We start from the raw sequence: 23105 nt of genomic DNA, 5'->3' as shown, positions 1-23105 counted from the left end.
TGATTCTGTAACTTCCATACTCAAACACTCTGTGTTCTCCCGGTTCCGTTACATTTCCCTTCGTTGCTACAGTCAACACTTCACTAGCTGGTGATGGCTTACCTGATACACTTATCGCTTTCCGTATAGTCATAACTATTGTTAGCTATTAATACTGTAGAGGTTCAATATCATCGTATTAGGTTTACATCAATTACGTTATAAAAGGCATTAGAGGTATCCGCAACATCCCACACCCCTAGAATGACATGATAACCACTGCGATCAGTTGGTACATAAATCTTATGAGATAGATTAGTATCAGCCTTTGAACCATCGTGATCTACAGTTCCAATTAACTCAAACTCATCCCTTGTTAAAGGTTTGTTTGGATTCCAATCTTTCTTGGTTATATAATAGTGCCACTTTGATGTTGCGTGAGGAGCAGTATAGTGCCAAGTAAAGGTGTTTAGACCCCCACGTATGTTTTGTTTTACCCAATGATCTGCAGTCTGCCTGTCTAACCCAAAATCAATTTGACCCGAGCCTCCATTTGCTGATGCAATTTTCCCATCTGGTGGACCCGCGGACGGAAACCCTTTTGGTCCTTCTACCGATTGAGGATTATCAACTACGGAACCATATTTCTGAGTAGCTGCCGTCCAACCAATTATTTGTTTTTCTAATGATCCCATATACGCTCGACTAGCAGGCTCTTTTATATACCCGTGTGCAGATACATCACCTGCAAATAAAGTAGCACCAACACCTAGAACAGCAGTTAGAACAGCACCTTTGATAAAACCCTTCATTACTACCTCATTCCTCCCTTTGTTGTAAAATTTTTCTCTTTCCTACTATAATAATTCATTACATGTGAGGTAATCTCCTTCTTTATTTTTGTTGACGTTTAAAGAACTTCATGTTCCCCTGCTTCTTTGTTCTTCAGCTTATTGACAAACACTCTTTGCATACAGCTTTCCATTTCAGTCACAGATACCGAACACTTTATCAATCTCTTTTTGATCTTTTGGCAACTCTATAAAACACTTATCATCTCTAATATCATTTAACCCCATTTTCGTTGAGATCGGCTTTTCACATTGTTTACACTTTATGTGACCTCACCTTATTTTCTGATTAAAATTGTTGTTTTTATTGAGATTCCTCATTAAAAAAAGCGCTCTGCTTTCTGCTGCAGATGCGCTTTATCTCTCAATATATGGACATATACCATCATTCCAGATTATTCGGACTTAATAACTCTATCTTCTAGTTGCTGAATCTTTCTTAAAAGCTTCTAACTGCTCAAACTTTTAAAAACTAAGACGGTATACCTCCAATATAATTACAACATAAACTAAGAAATTTGCATATGGAGAGGAAAACTTAACAAGTCTTTTCGAATTCGAAATAAAATGATAGTTTTCTATTATTTTATGCGGAAAATTTTTGGTGAAAGATTAGCATTATTTATAGAAGAAATGAAAGAAATACTCAGCAAATATCCCAACCTTCCCAAAATTTAAATGGCTATCATCCGGGACATTGATAAAACCAATCATAAGAAAAATGCAACCGTTTATCATTGCGCTCTTTTACTATCAATTCCCGCTGAAGCAAAAGACAAGATACTTTGGTACTTCTATAAGTCTTTCTTGTTAACAGAAACCGCAGATATAGCAGCAGAAATAACTATCCGCTCCGCTTCTTATACACTCTCTGTAACATGGAGAATTAAAAAAGGGAGGTCGTTCATATACATAGGGGGAGCTTCCTGGATAAGTCCATGGATAAGGATTATATTCTTGTCGCTGATACAAATGGAAAGACGGGTAATAATACAACCTGTTCAACTCCTTTTTCAGTTTCCAATATTATACTTATCTATACCCTTTTTAGGTGATTGTCTCTGTATAATTGGGTGGTTGCCTAGTGGATTTTTATTCTACAAAGTCATGGGTGCATGTTCTATTTGACATTGCAGCTGAACTTAAAATCCATTCATCAAGATCTAGAATCTCACATAATCTTACGCACCATTCACCCTGATCCGCTGGCCATCTTTGATTTCTTTCGATGCGTTCTCTACTCCCGACGACGGCTGGAAGATCGTATTAACGGGCAAATCATCAGCCGTGGCGCTAGACCGGACGATTTTATATGTACCCTTCGTGATTAAAAAATTATATGTATTTAATTTCTGATGTAATTCATCTGGCTCTTTCACAGTTGCCTCCAAAATACTATGCATTGTCCCAGCACAAGCTGTGAACCCCTGATTAGTGTACTTAATTAACTTTCTCATGGGAGCAACGCCATATGTCAGTTTGTGAAGGGCTAATTTATTCCTTGAGAGATCCCACAAAGAATGCGTCATAAGCGAATTGAGTAATGGTAAAGTAAAATGTATCTAGTAACGATTCAACGTTTACATAAAAGCCGATCTTAACTAGTTGAATCACCCTTGGCTTATTTTTAATATCAATTAAGTAAGTCTCTGATGGGCAGTTTCATTAGATTATTTTCCACCCTCTTCTTTGATGTGTTTTTTAATGCTGCGAATGCTTCATTATTTGAAAAATAGAGATCATAATCTGAAATGGCTTTAAAGCATTAATTACCTCGAAAATCTCCATGTCCTCTGGATCATCCATATACCTTGATTAGTGAACTCACCTAAAAACAATTCGCCAGAGCTCCTTGAATCCGATTAAGTACCACTACCATATTGCTTTATTATGGTGATATTTTGTTTGTATCGCCAATGTTGCTGTATTCAATAAAAGAACCTTTTGTTGAAGAAGTAAGACTTAAAAATTCTTAATAGATCATTTCCACTCTTCTTTTAAAATAGCGTAATAATATTCATCCCACCATTCATTGCCTTTTGGAATACATTTTTTAAAAAAGCCTTCTCTTCTCATTCCAATTTTCTCCATAACTCGGTATGATGGAATATTCTCAGGTTGACACGTAGCTATAATCCTATGTAAGTTCATTTCTTTAAAACCATATTCCAAGATAGCTTGTGCTGCTTCAGAAGCATACCCTCTATTTTGATAATTTGGATTAAACACCCATCCAATCTCATATGTATGTTCACCAAAATACTTAAAAAAAACAATATGCCCTATAAGACAACCTTCATCTATTAGTACTACTGGAAATTTCTCAGCGTTATCACCTTTGTTTTCAATTACAAATTCTTTTGCATCTTCTTGAGTAAAAACCCCTTCTGGTATATACTTCATCACATTAATATCTGATGTATACTCATATACAGCTTGCCAATCTTTGAATTCAAATTCACGTATCAGTAACCTTTTTGTTGTTATATGCATTAAAGTAACTCCCATCCAAAATACTTAAACCCAATCTTTATTTCGATATTAAGACAACAATAACCTCTTTAATTACTATCCTTATTCAACAATATGGCTCCTTACTTGAACAACTCAAGAAATTTTGACAGTGAACAGGCAATGGAATATGATTCACCATAATAAAACCCCCGCCCTTTTCTTTATTGGGGTGGGGTTTTTTCGTTCTAAGATAATATTAATCTTCCTTTGCTAATTCCATCAGCCTGCAACTCCTGGTTAGGGCATATGGGGGGGATATCTGATGGCTCGCTACACACATCAGCCATTATAATATTTCAATGTAGCCTTCTGTTCCATGAACACGAATTCGTTGCCCATCTTTTATCAGTCGGGTCGCATTTTCAACTCCAACAACTGCTGGTAAGCCATATTCACGCGCTATAACTGCTCCATGAGTCATCAATCCACCAACTTCGGTGACTAGGCCTTTTATGGATACAAACAATGGTGTCCAGCTAGGATCAGTAAAGGAGGTCACTAATATATCTCCCTCTTCTAAAACAGCATCTTCCATGTTTAAGATGACACGTGCTCGTCCCTCTATAACTCCGGACGAAACGGGTAGACCTACAATGGCTTCGGATGGGAGATTTTCTCGTTTGTACTGACCTACAATGATTTCACCTTCAGACGTGATAACACGTGGTGGAGTTAGTTTTTCGTATAACTTGTACTCGTCTTTTCGTTTGCTGATGATCTGGTAATCCAGTTGATTTGTGCGTACGGCTTCGTGAAGTTCTTCAAACGTAAGATCGAATATATCTTCTTTTTCATGAATAACGCCCGCTTGTACGAGACGTTCGGCTTCTTTCAGTAAAGCCTGCTTATAAACGAAGTAGCGATGAACCATGCCGTATTTTGGATATTCCCGGTAACCGCTAAAATTTCGGATCAGGTCGATCATCCGTTTTGTTTCTTTGGCTTTTTGATCACCATCCGGTAATTGCTTCAATCGATCTAATAACTCTAGCTCTTTTTGTAAAGCTTCCTGTCGCCCTTGCTCAAATTTCCGATGGCTGGCATTAGGCTTAAAGTTTTTGATGTTACCAAGAATCAACGGGACAAGTGTAATAGGTTTCTCGCTCCAACGAGTTCTAGAAATATCGATTTCCCCGACACATCGCATTCCGTATTTGCTGAGATAATCATAGATAGCGTCTCGGGTTTCCTGGCCACCATCCAACTTAAGCAGTTCATCTAAAAAATGATCATCTTTTACATGTTGTAAATAATCAATGACTTCCGGATAAGGACGAATCACATCAGCGACATCTAATAGCGCCAGACCCATTTCCGAAGTAATATTGTTGGGGACAGATTGAGAAAGCGTATCTGCTGCGTTTTTTTCACCCAACCATTCGTTCATTTTTTCATTGATCCATGATGAAGCATTCATAGCAGCCATAATCACAGCCGAACTTTGCGGGTCAAACAAAATCTTCTTTAATTGCTGAATATCTTCCAAAATAAAATCAAATAAATCGGATCCTGATTTAATTTGGATGTCTTGTTTTAACTCTTCTATCGATATTTGACTGCGCTTAATCAGATCAGAAACGATGGTGGGGTCGTTTTCGATTAGTACTTGAGATCCCGCAGACGACATACTTTTATTACTTTTACCGAGACTCTGTTCTTTTTGATCATTTGGTAATGATTTTATAAAGTCTCGATCTACGATGGTCATAAGTGCGTCTTTTAAGAGCGGATCGTGTTGTCCCATGCCATTTAATAAAAATTTTCTGCTCTCAGGTGATGCCAGATTATGTGTGACATCAACAAATAACCTTCCACCAGCTTTACGCATAGGTGCAGAAGTCGTCAACAGAAAAAAAGACAATCCCAGTGGTTTTATGGGATCCGTCATCATTTGTTGATGACCGACAGAGATATAGACGTGATTTTCCTGATCATTCGCTTCAGGGATCGGATATAAAGTCGTGATGGGCCGACTCTGGACAATATAAAAAGTATCGTCAACCAAACACCATTCGATATCTTGCGGCTGGCCGAAATGAGCTTCGATCTGTCTTCCGATGCATGCCAGTTGTAAAATTTGTTCATCAGTCAGTGTTTGGGTCTTTTGCTGATCAGGATCGATCTGCTGTGTTTTTGTTCCGCCTTCTTTTCGTCCATAGATAGCCAATTTTTTGGCTGCTATCCTCTTATCGACGATTTGCCCATCCTGTACTTTATAACAATCGGCAGATACCAAGCCAGAGACCAGTGCTTCACCAAGTCCAAAACTGGCATCGATGGATAACATCTTTCGGTTGCAAGTAATTGGATCAGCGGTAAATAAAATCCCCGAAGTCTGCGGGAAAACCATCCTTTGAATGATAACGGATAAATAAACCTGGCTGTGGTCAAATCCATTTTGCATACGGTAGATCACCGCGCGATCCGTAAATAGGGAAGCCCAGCATTTGCTGATATGCTGCAAGATGGCATCAACGCCGATGATATTTAAATAGGTATCTTGTTGACCGGCAAAAGAGGCATGTGGTAAATCTTCAGCAGTCGCACTAGAACGCACTGCATAAGCATGTTCTTCCCCAAACCGGGAGATATTGTAAGCAACTGCTTTCACAACATCGGAAGGAATTTCCGCTTTTATAAGGATTTCCCGAATCTTCCCGCTGATTTCAGCGATTTGATCTCGATCTTCTACTTTTAACATGGTTAGCTGATCCAACAAAGCATGATACGTTTCGTTTTGTTCAATGGCTTTTTGAAACCCCACGGTTGTAACACAAAATCCTTCGGGTACTTGGATCCCTTCAATTTTTGATAATTCTCCTAAATGTAACCCTTTTCCGCCAACAACCATAAGCTGTGTTTTTTCCATTTCCTGAAAACCGAGAACCAATGAACTCATTCTACATCTCCCCTTCGAAAAAAATTGACAAGTGCTTCCCAGCATGATATAATTAAAATATATAATGGATATCTATGTAATTTTATAAGGAAACAGACGTAGTCTGATTATATCAGCGTGTCTGTTTTTGTGCAATATAAAAAGAACCTGAGTAATTTTACCAGGTTCTTTCTTAATTTCCTGCTACCATTAATTAATCACATTAAAAAACTTGGTTCGCGCCGACTCCGTTACTGCATAATCCCCTAAGGAAATCCTGAAGTTGGGTTCTTTTGAACTAACTTGCTTTGTTAGTTGAGTCCTTATTTATAAATTAATATTCCGACTTAGTTTTTGTATACGGAACTTTGAGTTATTTGAGACTCATAATGATTAAAATATATAGCCTGGATATACTTATTACGAGTAATAAGTTCCGATCCCTTATAGGAACTTTATCTAGAGAAAGAGCAATAAAAGTATTTACAAGAAAAAGATGATCAATAAACAAAGCAACACCCAACTTTTATACTAGGTGTTGTTTTCGCTTCGTTTCACAACAACCTATTATCTTTGTTAACCATGCTTAAGTTATAAACTTTTTTGATAATATCTAATACCTGCGAATCCATTACAGAAAGGCTGCCTCCACCATTCAATCTCGATTTCCAATAATCTAAAGACTTATTTAGGTCAAGTGAGCTTTTTAAGTTTTTCACAGAATTCACTAAAACCAATGGATCTACTAGGAGCTGTGTTATTTCCCCTAGCCAATCTGCAAAATGCTAAGAATTTTGGATCTTTAGTGATATCATAATTAGCTGTGCTAATCACCTTGTTCACTCTCTTTCAAGACGTCTGCAAACGGCTACTTTGTTTGTACTTAATATGTTTCGTGATATATTAAAGAAAACCATACAAGTGAGGATGTATCATGACAAAACATCAGATCTATACAATGAGTGTCGCAAGGGTCTATCCCCTTTATGTTACGAAGGTGGAGAAAAAAGGACGTATGAAAACAGAAGTCGATGAAATCATCCGTTGGTTGACAGGATATAGCCAGGAAGAGTTAGAATCGCAACTGGAAAAACAGGCAGACTTTGAGACCTTCTTTGCGGAAGCCCCCCAACTGAATCCTTCACGAGCTTTGATCAAAGGTGTGGTCTGCGGTGTCCGAGTGGAAGACATCGAAGAACCAACTATGCAGGAAATTCGTTATTTGGATAAACTGATCGATGAGTTAGCAAAGGGAAAAGCGATGGAGAAGATTTTGCGGAAATAATAATTAAAACGAATTCCGTATATAAAATATAAATGAAGGTGTTTTATTGTTGAATTGACAATAATCTTGAAATTTCAGGCAAGAAGCAGAAAATGATCAAACTTTATTCCAAACCAACATTATTTTGAAATTATAACGACTAGGGCATTTGTGTATAGTATAATATCCCCTGTATATTAGGTTTGCTCACCCAAGGGAGTCTTGCTCATCCCCTAATGAAAGGGGTGAGCTTATTTCCAGTATTGATGCTAATGCCTTGTTTATAATCGCCCTGTTGACGTATATAAACAAAAAATACACCCCTTTTGAACTTAGACACCTTGAATTATTAGGTCTCCCCTAGAACAACATTGAGATTGCGAAATACCTAGGCCAAAGATATGTAAGTATCAGACATCTTGGCGTCTTCAAATTTTGCAGAAACGCTGCTCAAGAAAGCAATTTTCATATCGATATGGTCAATCCATTGTCTGTAACACCGATATGATCATGATAAAATGCTTTGATGTTGTCAGCACCCTTGCCTGAGAACTCACTGTCATCCAGGTCAGCTACAGCTTTAAATGCTTTTCTGAGCGTAACCATCGTGACCTTAGTCCCTTATACTCTTTGGTTCTTTTATCTGCTTCAGAGTAATGAATCAGCTTCAAATACCTTCATATCATTCTCCTCTCATGCTTACTCTAGTAAATTTTACCATCATCATTTATTTGAATAACAGAAATAGACAGCCAAAAGTCGACTGCCTTATACATCGCACTATCTTGTTCTATAATAATTTTCTGCGGTATAATAGCGCCATTCCCAAAAAGCTTCCCCATTGGAGAGTATATACCGGTCTAGAAATAGCTCAAAATTTAAATTTAATGGTGTATACTCCCCTATTTCTAATATAAAAAGATAGTTGGGATCCCCTTTATCCAATTTATCTTTGTCGATCATCAAATGGCAACCTTCTAATAAGTGACCAATTGGGATACCATTGATGCCTTCAAACAAATCCTCATATTTCAATTCTTCTTCAATCTCTTCAAGGCTAAATAAATAAAGCCCTCCACCTATATTCTCCCCATCAGCAAGTATCTGAAAAATTTTCGCACCGTTATGTAGTGTAATAAACTTTTGATAATCCTCTGGAAGGGTAAGCTGGTGTTTAGCCTCAAAGCTTTGAATGTCATTCAGGGTTGCTTTGTTCGGTGAAAATGTAACAAGGCACTCCATGATATCTCCCTCAGAACAAAACAATTGAATGGCTCCTTTTTCATCTAAGAGACTTTTCAAACCGTTTACTGTCTTATGAACAAAGTTAGCCAAATACATCACCCCATTATTGTTCTTGTAACGAGAATAAATATCCCTTTTGGCATACAAATTCCAAAAGATATGAACAGATCGTGATAGAAGCCCATTTCATTGAATATAATGCAATAAATTCAAAAAAGAGGTGCCTCCCAAAAGTGAATTCTCTAATGAATGAAGACATGATGAAGATTATTAGAAATGGCCTTAGCGCATCGCATCATCCAAAGCATATTATTGTTGTGGGAGCTGGATTGGCCGGGCTTGTATCAGCATCTTTGCTAAAAAATGCCGGTCACAGAGTGACGATTCTTGAAGCGAGCGGCAGAGCTGGCGGCCGTGTCTGCACTTTGAGATCTCCCTTTAGTGATGGTTTGTACTTGAACGTTGGTCCGATGCGCATACCGAATAACCATTTGCTAACCTTAGAATATATAAAAAAATTCAGTCTGCCAACAAATGTATTTATCAACAGAACCCCAATGGACATCATTTATACGAATGGAATCCTAACACGTCTCCATATTTTTGAACGAAATCCTCAAATATTAAGATACCCTGTTGCACCGAACGAACAAGGGAAATCGGCTGAAGAGCTAATGCTTTCTGTATTGCAGCCAATATTAAATTTTATTAATCAAGATCCTGCAAGAAATTGGCGGATTGTTGAAAAACAATACAAGAATGAATCGTTAAGCTCATTCTTAAACACTTTCTTTTCATATGGAGCAATCGATATGATTGGTGTACTTTTGGATATGGAAGCGTATATGGGTATGTCCCTTGTTGAAGCGTTACGGGAATCAATCTTTTTTACATCGCCATCTCACTTCTATGAGATAACAGGCGGCATGGATCGACTTCCTCATGCGTTTCTTCCTCAATTAAAAACAAATATTCTATACCATCAAAAAATGATGAAAATTTCTCAAAATGAGAACAGCGTTACGATCCATTGTCAGCATCAACAAACAGCAGAACATGTAGCGTTCACAGCTGATCTTGCTATTATAACTATTCCTTTTTCAACATTGCGATTTGTAAAAGTCGAACCATACCATTCTTTTTCTTACTATAAACGGAGGGCAATCCGCGAACTAAACTATATAAGCGCAACAAAAATCGGCATAGAGTTTAAAAGCCGATTTTGGGAAAAAGCCGGGCAACGCGGCGGCAAATCAATTACTGATCTTCCGATTCGATTTTCGTATTATCCAAGCACTGGTATTGGAGCAAATGGACATGCTGTTGTTCTGGCGAGTTATACATGGGCAGATGAGGCACTGATGTGGGACAGTCTTTCAGAAGATGAGCGTATTCAGTATACTTTACTCAATTTATCTGAAATATATGGCGATATTGTATGGTCTGAATTTGTGTCCGGCGCCTCTTTTAGCTGGAGTCAGAACCCTTATTCTGCGGGGGCCTTTACAGCTTTCGAACCAGGACAAGAATTAGAGCTTTATCCTTATATCCCTGTCCCTGAGGGAAGAATTCATTTCGCTGGAGAACATGTCTCACTCACTCATGCGTGGATGCAAGGCGCGATTGAATCAGGAATACGTGCCGCTTATGAAGTCAATCGTTTATCTTAGATCCTGAATCCTGCGCACATCTAGTGTTAACGCTGGGTGACATAAAAAAATGTTGTTTTTTATACTATACCTGTTCTTCTCTATTTTTCTCTGACTTACATTTCTTGAAAACCAGTATAAATCCAAAAGGAATTTTGTAACAAATACAGAATTGGAAGTATAAGCGCAAAAAAGATGTCTAACCCCTTATCTCAAAGACAAAAACTGCGCTTATATTAAAAGAAAGAGGTGTCTTTAGAATGGTTCATTTTAAAAACTGCCCTGATCCTTCTCTAAACGCCAATTCTCAGTCTCACCCCGAATTTTCATCTGAATTAGAACATATTAAGGCAAGAATGCAAAACTTTATTAAGCATTCCGTTACAGATCAAAATATCGAAGTTACTGACGCGAGGGTGACGGCTGAAGGAGAGATCACCTCTCTTTTAAAAGAACGTCTCGACAAGGAGTACTTTAAACTTTTATCTAAGATCACCCGGGAAGTAAATGTGGAAGACTTCGGCGCTGTTCCAGATGGAAGAGATAATACGGAAGCTTTTCGAAAGGCAATCGGGAATGGTCGCGTCAAAGTGAACGTTCCCGCCGGAGAATACCTCGTTCAGGGGATTAAACTTCCATCCTGGACAACAATTGTCGGACAAGGTAAAGGGATTACTGTAATTAAATTGCATGAAGACACTCCAGCACATGAATGGGTGATTACTAATGATGATTATCAAAATGGGAATCGCAATATTTTCGTCCAAGGAATGTCATTAGACTGGAATCCAAGTAGACAATGCGGAGTGAGAAATCCTGGGGGACAGTTCTCCAGTTGTTTAACTTTTGCTAAGGTTGAATATGGATGGATCAAAGATGTGGAAGCTATTAACGCAGGTCTTCATGGTATTGATATCACATCGCCTACGTATGATCATTTGCCTGATACCGATTGGACAAAAGACGGATCAAGATATATTTGGATTGATAACTGTGTGACATACGGTTCAGGAGACGACGGCATTACCACCCATTACAGCGAATACATCTTTATTTCAAACTGCCATTCAGGAAATCCGCGAGGAACAGAGTTTGTAGAAGGTGTTTCTAACTCCAACGGAATAGAAGTTGACGACGGCTCTAGGCATGTGTGGCTTTTGAATAACTTTACAAGCGGAAACATCCGCGGAGTAGAAGTAAAAGCCCATGAACTGTGGCCGGCCTCTCAAAACGTCCATATCATAGGCCATGTTTCTTATCGCGATGTTCGTGCATTTGATCTTCGTCATATTGGTCACCATCAAATTACAGATCCTGAAAGCACAACGGCATACGATGTCACACTCATTGATTGCTCAGCAATTGAACCAGTTTTCAACTCACTTTATGATGCTGTGACACCTAGAGCGCTGGTTATTTCAGCATATAAAAACGTTAATGTAAGCGGATTCACAGCAATTGGTGATCCAGATTATGATTATAAAGGAAACCCTGTCGTGGCTTTGCAATATCGTAGTCAAAATATAACCATTAATGGTATTAAAATTCGCGGGTTTAAAAAAGCTGGTGTTGATATTAATTTATCCGGCGGATCAAATAAAACTGATTATATTAAAATTTCGAATTTCGATATTTATAAATCTGCTCCAAAAGGAATTTCAATTGGTGGCGGTCTCTATAATGTGAATATACTAAATGGAACGATGATTACTGATAATGGGACAGTTGGAATCCAGTCGCCCAATAATCAGGCCACAATTCTCGGTGTACAGTCAGAAGGTTATAGTGTAGCAGCCTCAATCAAAGGTCAAACATACCAACAAATCCCAATCAATTTGAAAGGAGGCATACAGCTTGCAACAACCTCTGGCTTTGCCGTTAACCAAACAAGTGCAGTTATAGCAGGTACCGGTGACATTACGGCGCGCGGAGAAAGAAATGCGGTCATTAGCTCGTCTGGTGGCTCCAGCACAGAAGGCTCTCGCGCATTAATCGCTTCTTCAAACAATGCACATATAAAAGGAAACCATGTATCAAGAACAATACTGTCTTCTGAAAATATTATACTTGAAGAACCATACACCGTGGCAGGAGGTCATCAATCAATAAAATGGCTTCTTGACTCTGTTAGGGGAAACGGGACGTTTGCCGGGGCGATCAGTTCTTCTTTAGGTGGATATGGAGAGTATTTTGAGAGTTCAACTGGACAATTAATCCATACTGGTACAATCGTGACTTTAAGAGGTGAAAAAATAGCACCCGCAGATGCAGGAGATTATATGCTTGGCGTTATTTCAGAAACTTCAGCTTTCATTTCAGGAGCATCCAGTTTCGTCTGGCAGGGACGTTATTTGACAAATGAGTTTGGCGGATTCATTTATGAGATGGTGACTGACGAGGAAAGCGGTGAACTCATACGTGTTCCCAAACAAAATCCAGACTATGATACAGCGCTGGAGGCAAATTATCATTCAAGGGCAGCAAGAGACGAATGGCATGTAGTAGGGTTGGTAGGCAAACATTATGTGCGTATAGACGAAACTGTCAGTCAAGGAAATTATCTTACGGCACATAATGGAATAGGAACAAAAGCAGCTGAAGGAAGCTGGAAAGTAATGAAAATAACCTCTGCTTATACGTCAGAAAAAGGGTATGGTATCGCTCTGACCGTCATCAAATAGTTGAGACTAGGACCAGTTCAATATATCCAAATGTTTAATCTATATCTAAGTGTTTTTCATTCCTTGTATGTTAATAATAAGTTTTTTCAATCTATCTTCATAACCTAAAAATTCGTTCATTTTCTGAATCTAAGACTTGTAATAAATCAACTTTAATATTATGGATCAAAAAGTTGAGAAAAGTTCCCCTTAGCGCTATTCATAAAACCACCACCTATTGAAATTTAGCAAATGGATAAATAATATTATATTTTAGTGATAATACCTTTGTATGTTTAATAAAAGTATTTTTTTAAAGATATGAAGGGGCAAGGTATAGAGTTTGCTAAGCTTTATCTTCGTAAAGTTTGTGAAATCCCAGCTGAACCTTTTTCAACTAATGAATGGAAGAGCATACTAACTTATAACACTTTAAGAAATGCCTTAGCACACAATAACGGTATTTTTGATAAATCTAATTTAATACTGAACCTCCAGGACTCACACTTGCAAAGCCCTCCCGTAAATAGGACAGCATATTATACTCAATCGAATTAAGAGATTTTTTTGATGAAATCTTTAAAACAATAAGGGAGCTCGGAAATAAACTGGAGCAGCAGTGAGATATTTCTTGCTGCTTTCTTTATTTCTTCAGGATGTAGACAATATAACACTAACAGTTTGGTTAGTTAGTTAATCCCAAATCAGCTCCATCAAACTTAAATTCAATTTCTTTATTGCTTCCTAAAGTTGAATCTAAATTGTTTTCATGTAGCACCTTCATTAAATCCTGAAATAATTTAACGTTGTTCAATTAATTGCTCCCCTAATTCAGCCGCAGTACAATAACCATCTGTTCAAATACGTCAGCTTTGGCAGATCCCAATTTATCAAATAATGATTGCAGTCTTTCTGCTACAGTTTTCACTTTTTCCAATGACTCTTTGGGAACTCATTGATGATCGGATAAAGGAAGGCGGAAGGCGATATTCTTGAGCTCAGATTAAAACTCAATCTGTTTCTTAATATCTTTAGGAATGTCTAGATCACAGAATTCCTTTACAATATTTAAACTAGGCAAGTCAAACTGTACTGAACTTACTCATATCAATGCCTTTTTCTTGTGCTTCTATTGGCCCTTTTAAGAAAATCTCAAACATCTTTTGCAGTTTGAGTAGACCAAAGTGAGGATAGATATATACATAGTATACTCATCATTCAGCCGAACCTTTTGTTTCTTATCAATATTCCTTGATAGTGTTTTAACTCCTGATGCATTTAATTTTTTGAGATGCTATCTTTAAAACCAAAATAAAAACACCTATTAAGATGGCACTCACGTTCTAAATCAACACTGACATTAATGAATGGTTTATCATAACTTCTACCTGTAATTTCGTCATACTCAGCAGGAGTAATATGACCTCGCGATAAATGCTTCTCCTTCTCCGACCTCAGTGCCTGAATCGTGAATGGTGAAGGGTGTAACTTTTGGTTATAGTCGCAAACTGACATTATACGCTCTACTTACATAAATCTGATTAAAACTTATACTTTATTTAAAATATATTATTTTATATAGTTTCTTAAAAACGTTTTCGCTATATGGATATTGAAGACCGAAAATGGAGGAATGGGGGAGACCTTCAAAGAGCACTTCATTTTTTAAAAAAAGAATGGAGACCAAAGGCTGCCGATAATTAGTCGACAGCCTTAATGATTAGGACTCTTATTTTTTATATATTACTCAGTAAAATCTATAACCATACGGCCGGTAATTTTACCTTGCTCCATTTCTTCAAAAATATCATTAACATCTTGGATTGGACGCTTTGTCACTTTAGGTACAACCTTACCGTCTGCAGCAAATTGGAAAGCTTCCTTCAAGTCTTATCTAGTACCTACTACTTGAATCTGCAGCTAGAGTATTGAGGCTAAGAGGTGCATTAATAAGAGGTGCATTAAATTGTTAGATGAAGAAGGATTATGTGTGAAGGTGTCTGTTGAGAGCAAGCGCTGACTACAAAAAATACCGCTATTAAACAAGAAATTGATAGCATTCTCATTTTATAGGGTAAGTTTTAAAACCTGATGGAGAATACCCTACCTCCAGCAATGCCAAGGCCGTTCGCCTAGTAGAAACGACCCTTTTAACCATTACTAACGATTTTAATAATCATTTACTATACCCGAGGCATATATTGGGATTCCAACTAAAAGACCGTCGCCTCTTAGTAACTCACAATAACAATGATTATAAAATTTCTCATGGAACGATCAGCAGCCCGTTAGCTACCCCTGATTAAAGATGATCTGTTACCACACTGTTACGTTAGAACTTCCACTACTTTGATATCCCTCTGTCGCTAAGACTTGGTAAGACCAATTACTACCCAGGTTCATTCCATGACTCTTCCATGCGTTAACATGATTGCTGAAAGTGATTGTAGCGTTGCTTCCAGTTGGTCTCTTTGACTGGCGAACACTCCAGTACTGCGTAAAAGTAGTGCTTGGGCCATCAATGGAAGGTGCGTTATAACGTGTAGTAGTATATATGTCATATGTACCCCCATCACTGTTTACAGTACCTTTATACGTTCCAGTAGGTCTATAAGTACCCCATGAATCCACTACATAATATTCTATGAGAGGAGATCTCGTCCAACCATATAAAGTCAAATATCCATTGCCGTTCGGCGCCCAAACTCCGGCATTATAGTTTATTGTCCTAAATGGCGAACCTGTAGTCCAACCTTTACCAACAACGAAATTTCCGGTATTAGACCAATTAACACTGTAATTCCCGCCAGACCCATTGACAGCGTTTACTATTCCGCCCCCATCGGTCCAATTTTGCCAGTAGTCTGTGCTAGCTGCAGAGGCGGTTGCCGAAAACAAGCTAATACTCATTAAAGCTGCCGTTAATCCAACTAAGAATTTCTTTTTAAACTTAAACATATGTTACCTCCCATAATATTTTTTCTGACTTTGACATGAGGTAGCACTCGTATATATTTAAAACATTCTTAATTACTAACGCCAAAGCTTTTGATCGTCCCCTTCAAAATAATACCACGAATTCATAAGTGAATATTAATAATATTTGTAATTTAATTACAAATACCTAAAAAATTTCATTATAAATGGTCTTGCTCCACCATAGCCTTATCCTTTTTTTCATAGAATCACAATTCTTGTTTCTAAATCTGATGGAGTAATATCTGTAATTAATCCGCATTCGAACCATTTCGTATAAAGGAGATATACATTAGAGATTGTGAAGTCGTTGTAGCTGCTCCAGGTGGTCTTCCTGATTTTGAAGCTGTTATGGAACGTTTTATGTCCAAAAGATCAGCCCATAAAGTTGTTTACTGTGTATTTGATGTTATCTACAAAGACGGTCAGTCAATTGCAGCTAAGCCGCTCACTGAACGTAAGACAATTCCAACTGACTTGAACTGAATCATCCTAAAGTCTTTGTTATTGAAGGAATTCAAGGAAACGGACTCGCTTACTTCAATCTGGCCAAAGAAAAGAATTTAGAGGGGATCGTAATCAAGAATGTTGAATCCCCTTATGAAATTAATAAACGTTCAAATAATTGGCTGAAAGTGATCAATTATGATTACACTGAAGTTCTCATAACCGGCTATACCAAAAAGGATAATCTGTCTTATCCTGATGGAACAGCAACTGGGTTTATGGAATTTATGCAACATGCAGAGCGAACTAAGTTCCACTCTATGAAACAAGTAAAGTCTGAATCTGACGAATATGTATTTATTGATCCTATCTTATGTAAAGTTAAGCACAGATTTAAGACTAAACATGGTAAACTCCGCATCCCTTCCTTCGAATCCTGGAGAGTATAATCTCTCCGTTACATACCTCCTTAGTGCAAAACCCTTTAAAGTTGAATGAAAATTTAGTACATGGATCAATTAGTTTTCATCCATTCATCGAAGGACCCTATTTCTTTTGCCGTCTGACGGGTTTTCATACATCCCTCATAGCTGTAAACCTAAATTTCTTTATAATCTCTTAATTCACCGGATTTCCCTGTGATGATGAAATGTCTAAAGCTATTGATTAGCCCCCAAATATTACCGCCATGTGAAAACCCATTTGCTCTATAGCCTAATTGGTATGGCTAAACGTCTTCCCCTGTGTAATCATCAACGAAGAACAGCTTTGTTTTAAATCTGGAATAAGCTACACGATCCTTTGACTTACAAAAGAAAATACGTCTATCAATGCTTCCGATAAGCTTTATCAGGTCGTTAATATCATTCATGCGTTTTATTTGCTCTTGATTTGGTAATATAGTTTTTATAACTATTTCACTCACAATTAAAAAGTTACCCTTGCATTCCTTCAGCCGCCATGCTATATTCATATAGCGATGAGCTGAATTGTGTAAGCCGATGTACATGCCCTTTGCGGCACACACGAATGTGGCGTGTGGTGCATCGCCTCAATACGCAAAGACGTTTGCCTAAGGCAAACGTCTTTTTTGTGTTATCCGATTTTTGTGCCGTTTGGGACAGGCTGCCCCGGCTGCAATAGGACGACGTCGCCCTGGCCGGGAATGCCGCCAAGGACCAGCACTTCCGATTTAAATCCGGCGATCCGGCGAGGCGGAAAGTTGACGACTGCTATAATTTGCTTGTTGATGAGATCTTGCGGCTGATAACGCTTCGTGATTTGCGCGCTTGATTGTTTCATGCCGATTTCTGCTCCAAAATCAATCACAAGCTTAATCGCCGGGACTCTTGCTTCAGGAAATTCCTCCGCTTTTACAATAGTGCCTGTTCTGATATCCAATTTCTCAAAATCTTCAATGACTGCCATATCAATAACTCCTTTTTCTCCTATTATAAAAGAGGTGTATGAGGTTTGTTTAACCAAAGGACCATCATTTTTTATCCGAATATAAGGTATTTCGATATAGCCGGGGCGGCATGCCTGTACTTTTCGTGAACCATCTTGTAAATGAAGATAGATTTTGAAAGCCCAGCGCCTCGCTCACGTTAGTAAGGGTTTCCTTTTTCTCTATCAGCATTCGTTTCGCTTCCTCGAGACGAAGATTGGCAATATAGCTCTGCGGAGACTTCCCGGTCTGCTTCTTGAACCAGCTTGAATAGTAGGCTGGGTGGTAATGCTCGATTTCTGCCAGCTTCTTAATCGTCAGCCGCTCAGATAAATGGCTGTGAATGTAGGCAATTGAGTCGTAGGTATGGGATTGCAGCTTTTCTTTTATGTATTGAACAAGCATATGCAGCGAGTTTGCTGTACCGGCCTTTGCTTCCTCCGTCAATAAGTACCTGATCGAAGACCAGAAAGGATCAAGTGAGGCTTCAATTCCCGACCCTGCATGAAATTTATCAATTTTCAACGCATATAGCGGAACATCCAGTACAAGACATTCATTTCTCCCGATTGAACGGAAACGATGCTCGCACTCAGCCGGAATATATAAAAACCGATCCGGCTTTAATGTCACCTCGCGCCCCTCCGTCTCAAGATCAATACTCCCTTCAAGCGGAAAAAGAAATTGGCTGTACGCGTGCTTATGTGAATGATAAAGTCGTGTATATGTCCGTTTTTCGCAAATAATCTCTTGAAGCGAGTCCATCAGCAAGCCCCTTCCTTTGGTCATTTTTTGATCCGGTAATGGTGTTCCGATATAGGTGAAAATCCGATTTTTTCATATAAAGAAACTGCCGCAAGGTTTTCTTTCAACACTTGCAGATACATGTGCTTCGCTCCGTTGCTGATTGCCCATTCAGTCAACACCCTGATTACTTGAGTTCCTGCCCCTTTCCCTCTATGCTTCTTGTCTACAACGATGTTACTGAGTCCTCCATAGCCATCAATGACAGAAGCCGTTCCAACCGCTGTCAGGCTCCCTTGGTCATACATCGTGAAAAAGGTTTTACACGGCGGCATGCGTTTGAAAATGTTTGCATAACCTCTATGCCGCTCCGGTGAAAAGTCTTCCAATTGAATAAAATTATCAATCCAATCAGAAGACGGCTCCCGCTCCCACTTGTATGTAAATCGGCTGTTGTCATCAGTATGTTTCATAATGTCCCAGCCCAATGCTGTCATCTGAAAACACTCGTCTGCCTTTTCATAGCCCCTGGCTGCCAATGCGTCATCAAGCCCTTTCGGAGATGCATTACTGATATGAAAACAAACAGGCAAGCCTAAGCTTTTATAAAAATGCTCGGCCTCTTGCTGGAAATCTCCTTCAGGCATACCCGCAGAAGTCCATACGCTGTTCGCCCTTTTGGTTACACCAAAGTTGGCTCTGAGAAGCCATTGTCCCATGCTTTTCTGAATATAAGACGGCCATGAAGCTGCCGCTAACTGCTCAATTTTGTGAATGTCAACCATAGCATAATGTCTCTCCCCTATGTATACTACCATGACATTATACAATATTCAGAAATATAAGACATCTATTTATTAGTTTACATAACATTTTTATTGTTAATTGACAATCCTGACAAAAACGTTCGAATTGAAAATGACAGACTTTCTGAAATATCCTCTTCACGTTCAAATGCTTCTTTTGCGATTAAAGCAGTAAAGCCATGAAGCAAACTTCTGAGCCCCCTTGTCGCATGAATAGCAGTCTTTTCGCATGCATATCTATTTTCAATGAGCAGATTCGTCACAAGCTGGACAATTTGGTCTGACACGATTTCCGCCCTGTTGTCCTGAACCTTAAGCAAAGCCGCCTCATAATATCCGGGATTTTCAACTGCAAAATCAACATATGCATGAGCTAAAGAAAGCAGAGCGGCATCTCCCTTTTGTTCGGTTACGGAGGCTGCCATTTGATCAAAAAGCTTTGTCAGCCCGTTGACAGCAAGCTCTGTTCTGATTGCTTGCAGCCCGTTGACATGATTATACAGCGATGGAGGGCGAACATTCATTTTTTTAGACAGTGCGGCAAGCGTGACACTATTCAAGCCTTCCTGATCGGCAATCTCCGCTGCCGCGTCTACAATCATTTTTTGGTTCAATCCTATTCTGGGTGACATGCTATCATCCTTTCTTTGCTTTTTGTATCGCCTGTCGCATCCGCTCTGAGGGTGATCTCAGAAAATTCCCATGTCCGACAGCGAGACAGGAAGGCGCCTTGTCGGCGAGCAATTGTGCGCTTTTGATGGCCTCCTCCTTATTCCATGTGGCGAAGGCAGGAAAAGGAAACGTCCATTTTACCTGGCCTGATACAGCGATTCCTCCGCGTAATTGAAATGCATCTCCTGCTATTATAATGCCGTTTCTTGTATCAAGAAATGACATGCTGCCCGGTGTATGGCCCGGTGTTGGAATTGCAAGCAGAGAACCAATTGTTTCACCGCCCGTCAGCAGATGGTGAGGCTTTGTTTGCACGTGTTTCGGAATACCTCCTTTTATAGGTGTCTGCGGCTCATCATGACGCAAGGATGTATCACCTTGCAGCAGAAAAGAATCCCGTTCTGAGATCATCACCTTTGCATGAGGAAACGCTTGTGTCAATGTATCCAGTGATCCGACATGATCCCCATGTGCATGGGTCAATAAAATATGCTGAAGCGGTTTTCCCAGCTGATTTACAGCTTGAATAATTCCTTTATAGCTGCCTGGAATTGCAGCATCAACAAGGGTGACTTCGTTTTCTTCCTCTACTAAATAGCAATTGACCGGAAACAAAACTGGAAAAAAAGTCAGCTGCCAAACCGTTTGATTCTGGGTAACTCTCATCTTTTTATTCCCCCTAACAAAAAACTAATGGTATTAGTTTCATTATAACTAACACCATTAGTTTTTCAAGAGTTTATCAATTTTTTATGGCGACATAAATATTAACTTTCGCACGTTGAGGTACTGCTGCACTTTGATCATACATCTCAAAGTCGCCTGTAAATGTGCGCAGATGACGCTTATCCCAAGTCCAAATTTCCTTCCACGTTTCATACACAATCTCTTCAATAGGGCCGATTCTGGAAGTGAAAACGGCATAAGCGGAAGCCGGCAAATCAATGTTTTCATACGGTTCCGGAAGAGTCCCGCTGTCCTCCTGAAACGCTCCGACTGAAAATGTGTAAAACCCATTCGTCTCCTGTTCGTAATTGGAATATAAGGCGATAATGCTTTGATCTTTTTCAGCCTGTGAGAAAAGAATTCTCATATCCTGCTGCCAGAATTGATCCCATAGGGCCGGGATCCGCCTTTCTTCTGTCATTTCCAATGCGTTGCTTGTCCGCTGTGATAGTCCGGCAAACCGTTTCTGTTTTAAGTCTGTTATATGTGAAAAACTCATATGTTCCCTCCTTTTTACCTAGATTATAAAAAAAGAAACCTGACAGCAGTGTGTCAGGTTTCATATACTTTTTGCATTTGATGAATGGTATCTTTTACTTTATCCCGTATATGAAGGGGTTCCAAAACCTCAATATCCTTTCCGAACTGCAGCAAAAAACCGATCAGCCATTGATCTTCTGGAAGAGAAATCACTGCCCGGCAGTTTTCATCTTCATCACAATGAAGAACCTCAGATCCGAACCATTCACGTATGCGCTGACGTGCTGGCTGCTGAACAAGAATAACCAGTTCAGTTAAACGGTCCTTTTCGTACCAATTCCTATCCCACGGCAAGGTATCCAGCTGAATGTCTTTTCTGATAAAGGAATTTTGTAAAATGGCCATATCTTTCATCCGGTTAAGTTTAAAAAAGCGAAAATCGTTTCTAACCAGACAATAGGCGTATAAATACCAGCGCCCTGCCTTGCAAACCAATGTGTAGGGTTCTGTTTCACGAAGAAGTGTTTCCCCGCTTGCGTTCGTATATGTAAATGATATCGTTGACAATTGATCGATGGCGGCACTGATTTTCTCACGAAGTGCCTTTTGATCCTCAGTATGGCCCCAAGCCGTCATGTCAATAAACCATTTTTCTGTTTGATGCTTAAATGCTTCAGCAGATTGCTCCGGTATGAGGTGCTTAATTTTTTGATAAGCTGTGCTGTGAGAAGCAGGTTCACACATGGAAGAGACACTCTGCAAAGCGGACGCAATCGCAAACAGCTCCTCCTCTTTCAGCCACTCTCTCTCAAGCCGATACGTTTCCATAATGCCAATTCCGCCCCCGGCGCCCTGTGAGGTCACAATCGGAATACCAGCTCTATTGATCGTATCAATATCACGGTAAATTGTTCTGACGGATACTTCAAATAGCTCAGCAAGTTCAGCAGCCTGCACTTGTTTTTTGCTGATTAATAACACAACAATCGCTAACAAACGTTCCAGTTTCATTCTGTGCACCTTTTCTTCTTTTCATTTCCAACAAATTCAATCATAACATTTTTATAAAGCTTGGGCATATCTATTATGCGGCCCAAAGACACCTCGCATATGTTATGAAAGCAGGGGTTTCCCCTTCTTTTTTATGTTCAGTATTTGATTTCAACTACTATTTCGAACCGGATAAGCATACACTTCTCAACGGAGGGGATTTCACATCATGCATCTTACACTTCAGAGCGTTTATCCTGCCATGATTATTATCTTTTTTCTGTATAAAAAAATTAAAAGGTCCATCGGATATCAGCCGCTGAAACCTCACTGGCTGTTCACCCGTATGATTCTTTTCTCGCTGTTTGCTTTTGGTCTTTCGGTCTTCAGCATCACTCACCCTTTTTTATATGGATCTCTCATTTTGGGCATTCTTGGCGGATGGCTCCTTGTCTTTTTCGCTAAGAAAAACATCTCCTTTGAAAAACGCAGAGGAAAAATCTATTTTCGGACTCATATTTGGGTAGAAATGATTCTCTTAACTTTATTTTTATCAAGATTTCTGTATCGAGTGACAGAGCTTTATCTTACCTCGCCTGATCTCAACAGCCTTGGATCTTACAGTCAGTCAATCGGAACTGATCCTCTGACAATTGGCGTCTTTTTTCTGATAGCCGTTTATTATATCGGGTTTTCTTCTTTTGTCATCAAACTCAGCAGAAACGAACTCGATCAGAACGGACACGATAAAGAAAAAGACATCCTTGCCCGCTAGCA

Annotated in this window: 17 protein-coding genes and 7 pseudogenes; 5 read left to right on the top strand and 19 right to left on the bottom strand. The window is 39.1% G+C overall.

Features of this window, described 5'->3' with window-relative positions:
* Positions 1-170: 170 nt before the first annotated feature.
* The 6 genes and pseudogenes from KHQ79_RS21695 to KHQ79_RS21675 form a co-directional block, all read right to left on the bottom strand.
* Positions 171-791 (bottom strand): lytic polysaccharide monooxygenase auxiliary activity family 9 protein, encoded by a 621-nt coding sequence (locus KHQ79_RS21695; protein WP_003241828.1) that lies wholly within the window; start codon positions 789-791, stop codon positions 171-173.
* Between the two features lie 1220 nt (positions 792-2011).
* A pseudogene (locus KHQ79_RS22460) lies at positions 2012-2096 on the bottom strand (PEP-utilizing enzyme); the annotation flags it as partial.
* A 98-nt stretch (positions 2097-2194) separates the two neighbouring features.
* Positions 2195-2359: pseudogene (locus KHQ79_RS22475) on the bottom strand (Gabija anti-defense Gad2 family protein); the annotation flags it as partial.
* A 451-nt stretch (positions 2360-2810) separates the two neighbouring features.
* The gene (locus KHQ79_RS21685; RefSeq protein WP_225516886.1) at positions 2811-3323 is read right to left on the bottom strand and encodes a GNAT family N-acetyltransferase; all 513 of its coding nucleotides are present in this window, start codon (positions 3321-3323) and stop codon (positions 2811-2813) included.
* A gap of 307 nt (positions 3324-3630) precedes the next feature.
* A complete protein-coding gene (ppsA, locus tag KHQ79_RS21680) occupies positions 3631-6243 on the bottom strand; it encodes a phosphoenolpyruvate synthase (RefSeq protein ID WP_225516885.1) in 2613 nt (870 codons plus the stop codon).
* Between the two features lie 533 nt (positions 6244-6776).
* A pseudogene (locus KHQ79_RS21675) lies at positions 6777-7056 on the bottom strand (hypothetical protein).
* 100 nt (positions 7057-7156) lie between these two features.
* Here KHQ79_RS21675 and KHQ79_RS21670 point away from each other — a divergent pair.
* Complete coding sequence (locus KHQ79_RS21670) at positions 7157-7507, top strand: DUF2200 domain-containing protein (protein WP_225516884.1); 351 nt, start codon at positions 7157-7159, stop codon at positions 7505-7507.
* A 379-nt stretch (positions 7508-7886) separates the two neighbouring features.
* On the opposite strand, the pseudogene KHQ79_RS21665 reads toward KHQ79_RS21670, so the two are convergent.
* A pseudogene (locus KHQ79_RS21665) lies at positions 7887-8167 on the bottom strand (T7SS effector LXG polymorphic toxin); the annotation flags it as partial.
* A 99-nt stretch (positions 8168-8266) separates the two neighbouring features.
* The gene (locus KHQ79_RS21660) at positions 8267-8821 is read right to left on the bottom strand and encodes an SMI1/KNR4 family protein (RefSeq protein ID WP_225516883.1); all 555 of its coding nucleotides are present in this window, start codon (positions 8819-8821) and stop codon (positions 8267-8269) included.
* A 143-nt stretch (positions 8822-8964) separates the two neighbouring features.
* Between KHQ79_RS21660 and KHQ79_RS21655 the strand changes: the two genes are divergently transcribed.
* Both KHQ79_RS21655 and KHQ79_RS21650 read left to right on the top strand, forming a co-directional pair.
* Positions 8965-10401, top strand: a complete 1437-nt coding sequence (locus tag KHQ79_RS21655) for a flavin monoamine oxidase family protein (RefSeq protein ID WP_225516882.1) — start codon at positions 8965-8967, stop codon at positions 10399-10401.
* 239 nt (positions 10402-10640) lie between these two features.
* Positions 10641-13061 carry a peptidase G2 autoproteolytic cleavage domain-containing protein gene (locus KHQ79_RS21650; protein WP_225516881.1) on the top strand — a complete coding sequence of 807 codons (2421 nt, stop codon included), beginning with the start codon at positions 10641-10643 and terminating at the stop codon, positions 13059-13061.
* Between the two features lie 664 nt (positions 13062-13725).
* Here the strand turns inward: KHQ79_RS21650 and KHQ79_RS22270 are convergent.
* The 3 genes and pseudogenes from KHQ79_RS22270 to xynA form a co-directional block, all read right to left on the bottom strand.
* Positions 13726-13854 carry a hypothetical protein gene (locus KHQ79_RS22270; protein WP_258459135.1) on the bottom strand — a complete coding sequence of 43 codons (129 nt, stop codon included), beginning with the start codon at positions 13852-13854 and terminating at the stop codon, positions 13726-13728.
* A gap of 929 nt (positions 13855-14783) precedes the next feature.
* Positions 14784-14930 (bottom strand): annotated as a pseudogene (gene adhP / locus KHQ79_RS21645) (alcohol dehydrogenase AdhP); the annotation flags it as partial.
* A gap of 426 nt (positions 14931-15356) precedes the next feature.
* Entirely contained in the window at positions 15357-15998 is a 642-nt protein-coding gene (gene xynA / locus KHQ79_RS21640) for an endo-1,4-beta-xylanase XynA (RefSeq protein WP_003241809.1), read from the bottom strand.
* Positions 15999-16307: 309 nt separating this feature from the next.
* On the opposite strand from xynA, the pseudogene KHQ79_RS21635 reads away from it, so the two are divergent.
* Positions 16308-16912: pseudogene (locus tag KHQ79_RS21635) on the top strand (ATP-dependent DNA ligase); the annotation flags it as partial.
* Positions 16913-16977: 65 nt separating this feature from the next.
* Here KHQ79_RS21635 and KHQ79_RS21630 read toward each other — a convergent pair.
* The 8 genes and pseudogenes from KHQ79_RS21630 to KHQ79_RS21595 form a co-directional block, all read right to left on the bottom strand.
* Positions 16978-17334, bottom strand: a pseudogene (locus KHQ79_RS21630) (hypothetical protein).
* A 224-nt stretch (positions 17335-17558) separates the two neighbouring features.
* Entirely contained in the window at positions 17559-17891 is a 333-nt protein-coding gene (gene csaA, locus KHQ79_RS21625; RefSeq protein WP_003241699.1) for a chaperone CsaA, read from the bottom strand.
* A gap of 64 nt (positions 17892-17955) precedes the next feature.
* The gene (locus tag KHQ79_RS21620) at positions 17956-18681 is read right to left on the bottom strand and encodes an AraC family transcriptional regulator (protein WP_080030907.1); all 726 of its coding nucleotides are present in this window, start codon (positions 18679-18681) and stop codon (positions 17956-17958) included.
* Positions 18682-18695: 14 nt separating this feature from the next.
* Positions 18696-19439, bottom strand: a complete 744-nt coding sequence (locus tag KHQ79_RS21615; RefSeq protein WP_225516880.1) for a GNAT family N-acetyltransferase — start codon at positions 19437-19439, stop codon at positions 18696-18698.
* Between the two features lie 77 nt (positions 19440-19516).
* Positions 19517-20092, bottom strand: a complete 576-nt coding sequence (locus KHQ79_RS21610; RefSeq protein ID WP_225516879.1) for a TetR/AcrR family transcriptional regulator — start codon at positions 20090-20092, stop codon at positions 19517-19519.
* Between the two features lie 4 nt (positions 20093-20096).
* A complete protein-coding gene (locus tag KHQ79_RS21605) occupies positions 20097-20798 on the bottom strand; it encodes an MBL fold metallo-hydrolase (protein ID WP_148981900.1) in 702 nt (233 codons plus the stop codon).
* 76 nt (positions 20799-20874) lie between these two features.
* Positions 20875-21357, bottom strand: a complete 483-nt coding sequence (locus KHQ79_RS21600) for a GyrI-like domain-containing protein (RefSeq protein WP_225516878.1) — start codon at positions 21355-21357, stop codon at positions 20875-20877.
* Between the two features lie 53 nt (positions 21358-21410).
* Entirely contained in the window at positions 21411-22349 is a 939-nt protein-coding gene (locus KHQ79_RS21595) for a helix-turn-helix transcriptional regulator (protein WP_003241686.1), read from the bottom strand.
* 208 nt (positions 22350-22557) lie between these two features.
* Here KHQ79_RS21595 and csk22 point away from each other — a divergent pair, with 208 nt between their 5' ends.
* Entirely contained in the window at positions 22558-23103 is a 546-nt protein-coding gene (csk22, locus tag KHQ79_RS21590; protein ID WP_133487262.1) for a mother cell-specific sporulation protein Csk22, read from the top strand.
* Positions 23104-23105: the final 2 nt, after the last annotated feature.

The organism is Bacillus sp. TSO22, assembly GCF_020223595.1.
In the GTDB taxonomy this organism is placed as follows: Bacteria; Bacillota; Bacilli; order Bacillales; family Bacillaceae; genus Bacillus; species Bacillus inaquosorum.
This window is presented reverse-complemented; position numbering and strand designations above follow the sequence as displayed.